The organism is Chthonomonas sp., assembly GCA_016788115.1.
Lineage (GTDB): Bacteria > Armatimonadota > Fimbriimonadia > Fimbriimonadales > Fimbriimonadaceae > UBA2391.
Map to the genome: position 1 here is coordinate 1 of JAEURR010000009.1, position 12,965 is coordinate 12,965.

The following is a 12,965-nucleotide window of genomic DNA, read 5'->3' on the forward strand; positions in this document are numbered from 1 at the left end:
AACGTGACGCCTTCGCACTACGAAGTCGTCCCGAACAACATTGCGTCGGAAATCATCTCGAAGTCGCAGAGTAAATAAGCGCTGGTTCTTGCATCATCGCCTAGTCCTTCTCCTGAGGAGGATCAGCGTACCGGTCACGAGGGCAGCGAGCGTGCCGGGTTCCGGTACGGGGTCGAGTCTGACCAGTGCGTAGGTGTTTCCTGTGGGCCTCTTCATGGTCCCGTAGACCCTTCCGAGGTCGTCGATGCCTTTCACCTGACCAAAGGACCACCCCGCGGGGACCTGGGTCTTGACGGCGGCGTAGAGATCAATCCACTCATCATAGGGAGCGTCCCAGAGCGCCCAGTGGTATCGGTACTTCGTGGATCCGTCGAACTTCTGGGTGAAATCCAGGACGATCTGTCCCTTGTTATTGATACCGGGCGCATTAGGGTTGCCGCCGCCGCCGGAGAACGAGGGTGCGGGGAGGTAGGTGAGGGAATGGAGCGTGGTGACTCGCGCGGTGGGGCGGCCGCTCACTGGGTCCTCTTCAGGGTCGACGCTTTGCGCTTGATCGTTCATGCCCTGCAGGGTGGAGTATTTACCACCGCTTAGCCCTACGGATGAGAAAACGAAACCTTCTTCTGGGCTCCAGTACCCTGCCCGTTGTTCGAAGTCTCCACTACTCGTGTAGAAAAATGCCCTGCCTTTGGCATCGACTCGTGTGAAAGTGCCTTGGAAACCTGCGGGGAATGGCATCGTGACGACCCCGTTCTTCATGTAGAAGGGGATTCCCTCCTCGTAACCGAGATAGTAGTGTCCTACGACGACTCCGCTGTCGTTGATATCCCGGGCCCAGGCGTAGCGATGATTGCTATCTGTGGGGATAGCGATCTCAGTGCCGTCGGCATACCTCACGCCGCCGCCAGAGGACTGACCTGTGTTGTAGACAAAGTCCCCTCGGTTGTTGCACCCCAGCGTGGAGACCCAGGTTTTCAAGTTGTTAGTGCCGCTGGGCGTGATTGAACCACTTGCGTAATATCTGTAGTCTTGTCCGTAAGCGACGACAACGTCTAGGGTTCCTTGGGATGCTACTTTGTTGACCCCTATGTAAGTAGGCAGACCAGTAAACCCCGGTGGGTTCTCGATCTTGATCTCGCTGAGCTTAAACTGCTGACCGGCCTGCGCTACGCAGATACCCAGCACAGCAAACATGACAGATGACGGTCCTCTCCAGTCCATACCGCCATAGTACGCCATGCCCCAGAATGCACACCCAGCAAAAATACGGTATTCGTGTCGAGTTATCTCATCACATGAAGTGCAGCGTCGCAAGAGCGAGTTGGAGTGTTATGATGAGGTCAGAGGGTGTCAATATTAATCGGTGGTAAATAGCGAGGAGATGGCTTATGAAACGTGCACTAGCATGTGTTTTCATCTTGGTAACAGGGGTAGGGTTTGCCCAGGCACAGTACGGGTATGGACCGGACAATCCCACAAACCCGTACGCCTCGAATAAGTTCGCGAGGGCGCTGGGGCAGGACCTTGTCGACGGGGTGCTTGATCAGAGCAGCAATACGGAGCTGAGCCCGCCGGGATTTCGCAAGACGTACTACATTCGCGGGCGGGTCAAGGTTAGCGCCACCTTCATCGAGCCGACGGCAGATTCACAGTATGACCTGAATGCCGTGCCCAATACGACAATTGTTCCCGCGCCCGGGCAGCGGGCCAGGATCGTACACGGGGTGGGGATTCGCAGCGACGAAGGGCGGTGGCACCCGATCACCGACTTGCTCCTGGAGGGCGCGAGCGAAGACCCATGGGCGTTCCGCTTCATCAATCTACCTGAGGGGGCCATGGCCTACTATGTCGACCTCGACGAGCTCGACATAGAACGCATCATCGGAGGATGGCCCCAGACACCGGGGTCGATCTCGGACGGGCGAATCATCGATACCAGGGACGGAGTCGACGGTACGAATCCGTTAAACCCCGCGGCGTTCATCGACGCATTTCGGGCCGACGACGTGCGCGAAGATGGGCTGACCAAGCCCTGGTCCTGCTCGGTGGACTACGGGGTGGGCGCGCAGCGCGTCTACAGCAGCCCCCTCAGCCTCGCGCACGACCAGGTGCCCACCGGTGACCGAAATTTCTGGTGGGCGCGCAGCACCGGCTCGGGTGGGACCGTCACGATCGACGGAGTGTCTCACAAAGTCCTGAGATACACCGGAACGAGGACAGAATTTGAATGGGAGAGTAGGCGACATGAATCACCCCCGGACTCGACGGATCTGCGCATCGTCTGCTTTCCGCAGCACGAGTACACCAGCGTGAACGTGGGCGTAGTGAAAGGTCCTGGACAATTGGTGGGGGTGAAGCAAGACTTTGCCCTCTCAGGTGACCCTTTCTCGCCGACCGGCAACATCCAGTTTTTCAACCAGAACCAGCGATTCACACTGATGAACGCTCCCGAATACGTGCGCCAGCCGGGCGATATGGTGATCAGCTACGCACGGCACAGGGTCTATTTTCTCCCCTACTCGTACGACCACATAAGCCCGACGCCGGATGCATCGGCCCAAGTACTGAATCTGAGCTTGCCCGACATCTCGAATCCGGCTGCTGCGCCACCCGATCGAAAAGCCTATGACGCTCCGCTGTGGTTCTGGAACTGCGATGGCGTTCACCTACAGGATATCGACTTCGAAGCCTGCGCCGGAGCCGGGCTCATACTGACGCGGGTTGGCGCGACGATCGGCTCGGCTACGACTCGCGGCATGGTCGTGGAGAACTGTAGGTTCTTGAATGGCGGACTGACGGGGCTGCGGTTGGAACGCTGCTACCAGTCCCGCACTCTCGGTTGCTCATTCGACCACATTCAGGGGATCGCATACCGCTCCACGCAGAAGATAAGTGAGGAGCCTCCCTCAAGGACCTACGAAGATTTCCGCACGCTGCACGACCAGAACAACTGGATCTACGGCTGCACGTTCACGCACATCGGCACGATGCATCCGAGCCTGGCCGCCATTCAGATGCTTCACCGTCCGAGCCACACGATCATCACTCAGAGTGTATTTGAAGACATCTCGGGGCCAGTCATGGTGCTAACGGGTGTCAGTACTCACATCCATGCCAACACGTTCAATCGCTGCTCGCCAGACGTGGCCGAATCCGGGGTCATTTACCAGGGAAAATCGCTCACTGCCCTGGGGCTGAAGGTGAGCCAAAACACCTTCACCAACTGCGCCAAGGGGGCCGAATTTGGTGCAGCCGCAGACTCATCGTTCTACCGCCACCACTCGTGCGTGATGCTGGATGACGGGATGTCGGGAGCCGAGATCGCGGGGAACACATTCGGCCCGCTTGTCCCGGTGGGTCAGACCTTTGGGGCGGATCCGGAAGAGTATCCGATGCAGATCAACGGTGGACAGTTTAACCTGATCGATCGGAACGAATTCCCGAACCCGGTTCCTGACTTCATCGTTCATGGCGATGCGACAGTTCGCGGTTTCTTTCCAGGTGCTGCAAACAGTTACATCGAGAGTGCCTCTGGAGGGACGTCTACCGCCACCACGAACGACTTTATCCAGTTACTTGCAAACTCATTCTGCGTCCCGCATCCAGAGTCGGTAGCTTACGTGTTTCACACCACTCCGTGGACAACGAAATTCGGAGTGGCGTCCGGCCCATTCTCTGGCGGGAGCTACTACGGTGCGGACCTCCAGGCGGCTGGGGTGGTCTCGGACGCCAACGGGCTGCGGGCCCTGAGTGCCTTTTGGTTCGACGGGGGTGACCGCCAGTCGCGTTGGTTCACTTTGCTGAATCCGGCCAACGCCGCTGCCGGCTACAAGCTAAGAATGCGCGGAAACCGCATCAACGGGCCTGTCAATTTCTTGAGCCGGATGCATGGCGAAGCGGGCAATGCGGATGCCTTCGAGTACACTTACGATTCAGTTCCATACTTGGCATACCAACTTTTCTATGTTGCTCCGCCAGGGTACGAGTGACCCAATCGCAGGGTGCAACCGATCAGTTTGGGGTGGGCTACGCTTGGCGGCAGACCCGGTCAGGCGTCTTGACCTGATAACCTGAATTGGTCCATAATCTCACGTTCGCGCGCGGATGTAGTGTTCGTGTGCGTCATCGAATCCGGCCTTGGACCTACGGGACCTCGGTGGCTCTGCAAAGGCGGCGATGCTGACAGCGGAAAAAACCGGAAGAGAGCATAAGGAAACAAAACCATGGCAAGAGCAAAATTCGAACGAAAGAAGCCGCACGTCAACATCGGCACCATTGGTCACGTCGACCACGGCAAGACGACCCTAACCGCCGCAATCACCGGCGTTCTCCAGACTAAGGGTCTGGCGCAAGCCCGCCGCTACGACGAGATCGACAGTGCACCCGAAGAGAAGGCTCGCGGTATCACGATCAACATCTCGCACCAGGAGTACGAGACGGAGACGCGACACTACGCGCACGTCGACTGTCCTGGTCACGCTGACTTTATCAAGAACATGATCACGGGTGCCGCCCAGATGGACGGCGCGATCCTCGTGGTTGCCGGTACCGACGGTCCGATGCAGCAGACGCGAGAGCACATCCTGCTCGCTCGACAGGTCGGCGTCCCGTACATCGTCGTATACATCAACAAGTGCGACGACGTGGACGACGATGAGCTGCTCGATCTGGTCGAGCTCGAAATCCGAGAACTGCTGTCCAAGTACGGCTTCCCGGGCGACGACACTCCGATCATTCGCGGTTCGGCTCGCAAGGCTCTCGACCAGGTCGAAGCCGGAACGGTCAACTTCGATGACAAGTGGGTCAAGGGCATCATCGACCTGATGGACGCAGTGGACAGCTTCATCCCGACGCCAGAGCGCGATCAGGACAAGCCGTTCCTCATGGCGGTTGAAGACGTCTTCACCATCACCGGTCGCGGTACCGTTGCGACGGGTCGTGTCGAGCGAGGCACGCTTAACATCAACACCGAAGTCGAGATCGTCGGTCTGCGAGAAGCACCGATGAAGACCGTCTGTACGGGCGTTGAAATGTTCCGTAAGCTGCTGGACAGTGCACAGGCTGGTGACAACGTCGGGCTGCTCCTCCGCGGTGTCGACCGCAAGGAGATTGAGCGAGGCATGGTTATCTGTAAGCCAGGCTCGATCAAGCCGCACACCAAGTTCGAAGCACAGGTCTACGTTCTCTCGAAGGAAGAAGGCGGTCGCCACACCCCGTTCGTCACGGGTTACCGACCTCAGTTCTACTTCCGCACGACGGACGTTACCGGTACCTTGAACCTGCCGACGGGCGTTGAAATGGTCATGCCCGGAGACAACATCACCATGACGATCGAGCTCATCGCTCCGATCGCTATGGAAGAAGGCTCCAAGTTCGCTATCCGAGAGGGTGGCCGAACGGTTGGTGCCGGTACGGTTACCAAGGTCATTCAGTAAGCCTGAAGCCCGGAAACCACAAGGTCCTTGCCCCCTTCGGGGAGCGAGGACCTTTCCATTCGGGTGGGTATAATGTGCATTCGACTGCAAGGTTGGAGCACCTCGCCGGGTGCTTGGTATTTGCGGTCAACCGGAGAACCATCAAATGGCACAAATCAAAGTACGAATTCGTCTGCGCGCCTACGATCACCGCATTCTCGACCAGTCTGCGGAAAAGATCGTCGAGACCGCGCGCCGCACCGGAGCCCGAATTGCGGGCCCAATCCCCCTTCCCACTCACATCCGACGCTGGTGCGTTATCCGCGGCCCGCACATCGACAAGGAGTCGATGGAGCACTTCGAGCTGCGCACGCACAACCGCCTGATCGATATCCTTGAGCCGACGAACAAGACCATTGACGCGCTCATGCGACTGGATCTGCCAAGCGGCGTCGACATCCAGATCAAGCTCTAATCAAGGGGCGAAGTCAACACTTTCGGGCGAATCTGCCATCCGGCAGGTTTGCCCGATTTGCTATTCGATCTCGAGCGATTTGAAGCGGCGCTCGGTCTCGCTGTACTGGTCCGCGAGCTTGGTGTACGCCAAGTTGACCCGTCGCTGCAGCTCAGCGGCATGCTCCCGCTCCTGGCTCCCCTCGGGGAACCGTGCGGGATCTGCGCGCTTGTTCAGCCGGTCGTACGCCTTCCGGAGCTCAGAGTAGGCGCAACCCTCCGGGATGCCGAGGATCTTTCGGGCGACCACAAGCTGATCGACTTCGGGAAGGAGTTCGCTGGGTGCGGGGGCATCGGCCGGACGTCCCGGAGATGTCGGAATCGAGGGCTGATCCAGCTCCTCTTCGGCGCGCACCAAGTCCAAGTCCTTGATCCGTTCCCATTCGCGGTTCACGTATGCACGCAGAAGATTGTAGGGTCGCATAGGGCCGTTCACAGATAGGTTATCACAGTCGGATTCGAAGCCCGACAGAGAGGTCCTTCCATACACCTCGCTCGAATCGGACGAAAGACTTCAGGGACAGATTCTTGCTGACTTTCAAGTCACTCTCGACACGGTAGAAGTCGACTCGATCGCGCCATTCGCGACTGTATCCGACGACAAGCATGAGCTGCTCGTCCAATGAACCGAAGATCGCTCGGATGTCCGTGATGTCTTGCGAGAGATCCAAGGGACTGTTCGAACGTCGCAGACCCACGTACTCGCCAACCAGCCGGAACCGCCCGAAGTTTCGACTCGCATCCGCACCGACCACCAGCTTGTAGCCACGACCTGGACCGGGGCTCGACTGCGGGTCGCGCAACATCCCAAGACTCGTGCCTGCGGCGCTCAGATGCTGACCACTGGCCACGCTGATCCCGACCCGATCACCGACGCGTGCCATCGCCCCGCGGAGCTTCTGGACGCCATTGTCGAAGAGCGCCATGCGGATGGGGACGTTGAGTCCGGGGATGATGGCATCGTAGCGCGCCCCCAGGGCCGCCTCCCGGATGAGATTCTTGTCGCCAAAGGGAAGGTACTGCCGCCCCACGCGCCATACGCTGGGGTCCTCGATGTACGCCTCGTCGAGTTGCTCGGTATCGAGGTCACCAGGTATTTTCTGCAGCCGCTCCGAGATGAGGACGTAGTAGCCCGGCTCAAGGATGAGTCCCACTCCGATCGTGCTTGGCCGCCCAAGCGGGTCGAACCATCGTAACCGATTCTTGGACCCGGTGGTGCTCGTATAGTTTGGGTTTAGATCGACCCGCAGGACCACGTCGGGAGTCTGCGCGATTGCCATGCTAGCCATCGCCACCGAGGAGACTAGGATCAGCGAGTTACGCACGGGCCACATCGCTCAAGAAGTCGTTGTAGTTCACCGTCTCTTGGGTCCCTGCGCCAAGGTCTTTGACCGTGAGCGTGCCGCCAGCCAGTTCGTCCTCACCCAAGATCAAGGCGCGCTTGGCTCCAGATCGGTCCGCCGCCTTGAATTGAGCACGCAAGCTCCGGCCCTGGATGTCGGTGCCACACGCCGCACCAGTCGCACGAAGAGAGCGAACAAGTTCCCGGACCTTGGCCTCCGCCTCAGCGGAAGCGCATACGACATAGTAGTCGGGACGGGGTGCTTCCGGGAGAAGCCCTTGAGACTCCATGACGATGATGACTCGCTCGACCCCCGCGCCAAAGCCGACGCTTGGGGTCGCTGGGCCGCCGATCTCTTTGATCAGATTGTCGTAACGTCCGCCGCCGCACAGGGCAGTCTGAGCCCCCAGGTTGGTGCTCTGTACTTCGAAAACAGTGTCGGTGTAGTAGTCCAGGCCGCGTACGATTTCAGGAGTGACGGCGTACGGTACTCCCGCCTCCGTCAGCAGGCTCTGCACCTGCGCAAAGTTCGCCGCGCTCTCCGACTCCAGATAGTCCAGCACGCTTGGCGCACCCTGCAAAGCTGCCCGCATCGCGGGATCCTTGGAATCCAGCATCCGGAGCGGATTGCGCTCGGCTTGCGCGCGCGCTTCAGTGCCCTGGTCCGCCAGGTACGACTCCATGTGCTTGAGCAGTGCGTCGCGGTAGGCCACGCGAGTCTCAGTGCGGCCGATGGAGTTCAGTGAAACCTTGAGACCCCGGACGCCGAACCGCTCATAGAACCGGTAGGCGAGCTCGATCATCTCGGCATCTGCCGCGGGCGAATCGGTGCCGATAAGTTCCGCGCCGACCTGGTGTGCCTGTCGGTATCTGCCGCGCTGCGGCCGTTCATACCGGAAAATGTGGGTGAAGTACCAAAGCCGTGTAGGGCCGCCTGACGCCCCTAGATTGTGCTGCAGATAGGCGCGCATAACCGGCGCAGTGCCTTCCGGCTTCAGGCTGATGCTACGGTCGCCCTTGTCAAGGAACGAGTACATCTGCTTCGTGACGATCTCGCTTGTGTCGCCACTCGTCCGCGTGAAGAGCTCGGTGTCTTCGAAAATCGGAGTGCGGATTTCGGAGTATCCAAACTGGTTGCTCAGCTGCGCAAAGGTGTCTTCCACCCATCGCCAAACATGCGAGTCGAACGTGCGCTCACTGCGCGAAGCGTCATACGGCAGGACGTCGTTCGTTCCTCGAGGTGATTGGTAGGGCATGCCGCCTATTTTGGCACGACAGCGCTAGAGCTGGCCGTTGCCGAACTCGGAGCGGAGCCGCTCGGTCGCATCGGCGGGCAGCGGAGACGGGCCGCCCAAAGCTCGTGTGAGCCACGCCAAGCGCGCCGTTGCCTCAAGCGTCTCCATGCGGTAGTAGGCGTCCAGGAGGTCGCGTCCGAGAGTGACCGCCCCGTGATGGCTCAGCAGGATCGCCTTGTGGTCGACAATCAGACGAGAAATCGACTGCGGGACCGCGGTGGTACCCGGAAATCCAAAAGGGGCGAGAGGGACACTTCCAAGTACTGCCGATGCCTCGGGTGTCAGATGATCGGGGATCGTCTCGCCAGCAACGGCGAACGCGGTGGCGTGTGGGGGGTGGGCGTGCACCACGGCCATACAGTCCTCGCGTTGCCGATAGACTTCCAGGTGCAAGAGGATCTCACTGCTGGGTGTCCCCGGCCCAAAGGGGGTGCCCGCGAGGTCCACGACGACAAGGTCTTCGGGTTTTAGGTGACCTTTGCTGACCCCACGCGGGGTGCAAAGCAGTCGACCGTCAGGCATTCTCGCGCTGAGGTTGCCTTCGGTGGCGCACACCAGGTGTGCGCCCAGCATGCGCTGGCCGACCTCACACATGAGCTCTCGTAGCTTCTGCTCTGGCATTCCAAAGCGATTATGACAGGTGCTTCAGCATAGAATCGGGTAGGGTGGCGGGATGAAAGCACGCGCGTGCGGCACTTTGCTCCTCGTTACGGCCTTGTCCGTGTCCTATGCTCAATCGCTTGACTCCAAGCCAAAAGAACTGCACGGAGTTCGGCAGCTTGCCCTTAGTCCCGACGGAAATCGGTTGGCATTTGTTTACAAAGCCGACGTGTGGGTTTGTGATGCAAATGGTGGTCGGGCGATACCCTTGACCAGCCACATCGAGCTGGACGAATCGCCGGTGTGGTCGCCTGACGGTCGGTGGATCGCCTTCTGCTCGAACCGCACCGGGAACCGCGATATCTACTTGGTGCCGAGCGACGCCGGCCAGACCCAGCGGCTGACCTATTTTTCGGGCTCGGATCTCGCGACCGACTGGACACCAGACGGCAAAGGGCTTCTCGAAGCGGGGACGTTTGACAAGCCGGAGAATGCGTTGGTGACCGTCGATGCGACGACGGGTGACCTCAAAGAGATCATCCGCGATTTCGGTGCGATGGGGAGCGCGGTGTACAGCGCCGACGGCAAGTCTATCGTGTACGCTCGATTGGGCTTTCCTTGGTACCGACCGCGATACCAGGGCTCCGCGGCGGCCCAACTGTGGAAGGTCGATCTCGTAACCGGCAAGCGCACGATGCTTCGGGACAACGGGTACCAGCACCTGTGGCCGCAGACTGGCCCAAAGGGGACCGTGTTCGCCGTCACCGTGACCGAGAAGACGCCGAGCACGACCAAGCTCGGGGCTGCGCTCGCACCGTGGAGCGACAATGCCGCGCGCACGCCGAACGTATATCGCATCGATGGTCCAACCAAGGCTGAGCGCTTGACGAACGTCGTCGGCGAGCCCGTGCGATTCCTGACCGTCTCCAAGCAGACCGGCGCGTGGGCGTACGTGTGGCAGGGGCATGCCTGGGTAGCTCAACCTGGTCAGGCACCGAAACAGATCGAGATCACCGCGAGCGAAGACGAGCGCACCACGAACACGGAGCGGTTGATCCTGACCTCAGGCGCGACCGATGCCGCGATCGACAGCAAGAATGAACTTGCGGCGTTCACGGTTCGTGGCGAGATCTGGACGGTACCCATCAAAAAAGGGAAGGGTCCGAATGCTAATGACGCGACCCAAGTGACAGATTTCGAAGGACTTGATGAGGCCGTGCTCTGGCACCCCAGCGAGCGGATCCTATTCTTCCAGAGCGAGCGGAGTGGTTCGGCCCAGCTCTACGCTTACGACCCCGCAAAGCGAACGACGGCAGCGATCACGCGCGGTTCGAACGATATCACCGAAGTGGAGATTACACCCGACGGCAAGAGCCTGAGCTACTGGCAAACCGGTCAGAGCGGCGGGCTCTATACGGTGAGCTTGGCGGGCGGCGAGCCCAAGCGCGTGTTCTCCCAGCCGGGCGAGTTTCCCGCGTGGGCCGCGTTGAAGTACGCGTGGTCGCCCGACGGTCGCTACGTCGCATATCGCCGCGTGGTCCAGAGCGTGGCAAACATCTGGCTCTACGACACGAAGAAGGCGACGAACACGAACCTGACCGAGCTGAGCGCTGAGGTGGGCGTGCCCCAATTCTCAAGCGATGGGACGCGGCTCTACTTCACGAGTGACCGCGCCGGAGACGCGATCTACCTGCTCCCACTGCAGCCCGACGAGATGCGCCCCATCGAACAGTTGCTGGCCTACGAGAAACCGAAGACCACGCCTAGCGTCGAGTTTGACCTCAACGGCCTGTCCAGGCGCATCCGGAGGTTCATCGCTCAGCCAGGAGTCTCGCAAATGTGGATGGACCCGGAGAAGGGCCAGCTCTATTACGTCGCTGGCGGCGATCTGTATCGCGCGGACTACGATGGTGACAACGCCAACCGAATCGTGCCGGGTGTGGGCGGCTTTGAGGTGGCCGCCGACAACAATGCGCTGACGTTCATGCGTGACGGCCAGCCCGCGGTCCTGGACATTCGCAAACCCAACCTGCCCGTTCAGATTGTGGCGTTTCGGGCTGATTGGACACGCGACCTTGCGAAGGAGCGGGTTGCGGCAATGGACCAGGTCTGGCGCATTTATAACCGAAGCTTCTACGATCCTCGATTCCATGGTCGAGATTGGACCGCTCTTCGCGAGCGCTACAAGCCATATCTGGAGTCTGTCGGGCACCGAAACGAGATGGCCAACGTGCTGAACATGATGATCGGAGAGCTGGAATCGTCGCACTCCGAAGTCGGCCCGGCGGCGGGGAACCCTCGCAGCCAATCTACCGCCAGCCTTGGTATTCAGTTCGACCTGAGCTACTCCGGTCCGGGCATCAAGGTCCTGCAGGTTCCGGAAGGGACTCCCGGTTCGTTCCCGAAGACCAAGTTGAACCCGGGCGACATCATCACACAAGTGAACTCAGTGCCCGTAACGGCGGGGCAGTCGTTGTTCAAAGTGCTCAACGAGCAGGCCGGGCGCGAAGTGACGCTTCAAGTGCAAACCGGCGAAGTATCACGCACGGTCCGGTTCCGCGCTCTCAGCGGCGGGGAAGTCTCGGACCTCATCTACCAAAACCGCATCGCTGCCCGCCGAGCTTATGTCGAGAACCGATCCGGAGGGAAACTGACGTACGTCCACATCGCGGGCATGGGCGGTAACAACTTTGCCACATTCAATCGGGAGATATGGCAGTATGCCCAAGACAAGAAGGGCGTCATCATCGACGTCCGGAACAACGGCGGCGGCAACATTTCGGATCGGCTCATTGACATTATCGAGCGGGTCCCGCACAGCACGTACCAGGATCGCGATGGGGTGCCAACCCCTGCGCCCGACCGCGCTTGGGACCTTCCGACGGTGGTCATGCACGCCCAATCGAGCTTCAGCAACGCGGAGATGTTCCCCTACGCAATGCGGCAGCGCCGATTAGCGACCTTGGTCGGGATGCCGACGCCGGGGTACGTGATCTGGACGTACGAACTCACGCTTGTCGATGGCACGAGCGCACGCCTACCGACCGCAGGTGTGTACCGATTGGACGGTACGCCGCTGGAAAACAATGGCCAGCAGCCAGACATTCAGGTCGAGCTCTCGGTTGACGAGTACCTGGCCGGTCGCGATAACCAGCTTGATGCCGCGATCGATGCACTGCTGAAAAAGGTGAAGTGATCTCGCAGGCGGATGGCCCGACCAACATGCGGCTTGACGAAGAGCTGCTGGTCACCGGCGGACTCCGGGTGTACACCTGGGACGGTCCGTGGGTGAGTCTTGGTCGGTTCCAAAGCCCGGAGCGTGACTTGCTACCTGGATGTACGGTGCCGTACGTTATGCGGCCCACCGGTGGTCGGGCTGTGCTCCATGGCCACGACCTCACGGTCTCGATCGGTCTGATCGACGCAGAACTCGCTGGCAGCCGATCGGTCAAGAGGGCTTATCGGCGAATCATCCAGCCCATCTTGGACGCTTTTCGCGCAGCGGGAGTGGACGCCTGCCTGGGCGAGGATGTGCGCGCGGTATCGCAGAACCCGAGGAGCACCGACTGCTTTGCGCATGTCAGTGCCAACGACGTGATTGAGCGGCAGACCCGGCGGAAGATTTGCGGGTGTGCCTTGCGTCTGACGGATGTCGCGGTCCTCGCCCAGTGCAGCATCCCTTTAGGCCCACCGCTTGTGAACCTAGCGAGCGTTTTTCTTGCGCCTGCGACGATCGATCCGGTTCAAATGTCGACGGAGCGCTTCATTGCAGGGCTGAAAGTTGAAACGGATAGGCCTTAG

The 12,965-nt window shown here is 60.1% G+C and carries 10 protein-coding genes; 5 read left to right on the forward strand and 5 right to left on the reverse strand.

The window, feature by feature from the left end; all coding sequences use genetic code 11:
• Nucleotides 1-93: 93 nt before the first annotated feature.
• Nucleotides 94-1,194: a PEP-CTERM sorting domain-containing protein gene (locus JNM85_10735; GenBank protein ID MBL8088529.1), complete on the reverse strand. Its 1,101-nt coding sequence runs from the start codon at nt 1,192-1,194 to the stop codon at nt 94-96.
• A 194-nt stretch (nt 1,195-1,388) separates the two neighbouring features.
• Here JNM85_10735 and JNM85_10740 point away from each other — a divergent pair, with 194 nt between their 5' ends.
• The 3 genes from JNM85_10740 (at nt 1,389) to rpsJ (ending at nt 5,889) form a co-directional block, all read left to right on the forward strand.
• Nucleotides 1,389-3,989, forward strand: a complete 2,601-nt coding sequence (locus tag JNM85_10740; protein ID MBL8088530.1) for a right-handed parallel beta-helix repeat-containing protein — start codon at nt 1,389-1,391, stop codon at nt 3,987-3,989.
• Between the two features lie 234 nt (nt 3,990-4,223).
• Nucleotides 4,224-5,435, forward strand: a complete 1,212-nt coding sequence (gene tuf, locus JNM85_10745) for an elongation factor Tu (protein ID MBL8088531.1) — start codon at nt 4,224-4,226, stop codon at nt 5,433-5,435.
• 145 nt (nt 5,436-5,580) lie between these two features.
• Nucleotides 5,581-5,889, forward strand: a complete 309-nt coding sequence (rpsJ, locus tag JNM85_10750; protein ID MBL8088532.1) for a 30S ribosomal protein S10 — start codon at nt 5,581-5,583, stop codon at nt 5,887-5,889.
• Between the two features lie 60 nt (nt 5,890-5,949).
• On the opposite strand, the gene JNM85_10755 is transcribed toward rpsJ, so the two are convergent.
• Genes JNM85_10755 through JNM85_10770 form a run of 4 tightly spaced genes read right to left on the reverse strand, consistent with a single transcriptional unit; the run spans nt 5,950 to nt 9,185 of the window.
• Nucleotides 5,950-6,363: a J domain-containing protein gene (locus JNM85_10755; GenBank protein MBL8088533.1), complete on the reverse strand. Its 414-nt coding sequence runs from the start codon at nt 6,361-6,363 to the stop codon at nt 5,950-5,952.
• A gap of 10 nt (nt 6,364-6,373) precedes the next feature.
• Entirely contained in the window at nt 6,374-7,207 is an 834-nt protein-coding gene (locus JNM85_10760; GenBank protein ID MBL8088534.1) for a hypothetical protein, read from the reverse strand.
• 37 nt (nt 7,208-7,244) lie between these two features.
• Entirely contained in the window at nt 7,245-8,525 is a 1,281-nt protein-coding gene (locus tag JNM85_10765) for a histidine--tRNA ligase (protein MBL8088535.1), read from the reverse strand.
• Nucleotides 8,526-8,549: 24 nt separating this feature from the next.
• Nucleotides 8,550-9,185, reverse strand: a complete 636-nt coding sequence (locus JNM85_10770; GenBank protein ID MBL8088536.1) for a class II aldolase/adducin family protein — start codon at nt 9,183-9,185, stop codon at nt 8,550-8,552.
• 52 nt (nt 9,186-9,237) lie between these two features.
• Between JNM85_10770 and JNM85_10775 the strand changes: the two genes are divergently transcribed.
• Both JNM85_10775 and JNM85_10780 read left to right on the forward strand, forming a co-directional pair.
• Nucleotides 9,238-12,360 (forward strand): PD40 domain-containing protein, encoded by a 3,123-nt coding sequence (locus tag JNM85_10775; protein MBL8088537.1) that lies wholly within the window; start codon nt 9,238-9,240, stop codon nt 12,358-12,360.
• Entirely contained in the window at nt 12,357-12,965 is a 609-nt protein-coding gene (locus tag JNM85_10780; protein MBL8088538.1) for a hypothetical protein, read from the forward strand. Before JNM85_10775 ends, JNM85_10780 begins: the two co-directional genes overlap by 4 nt.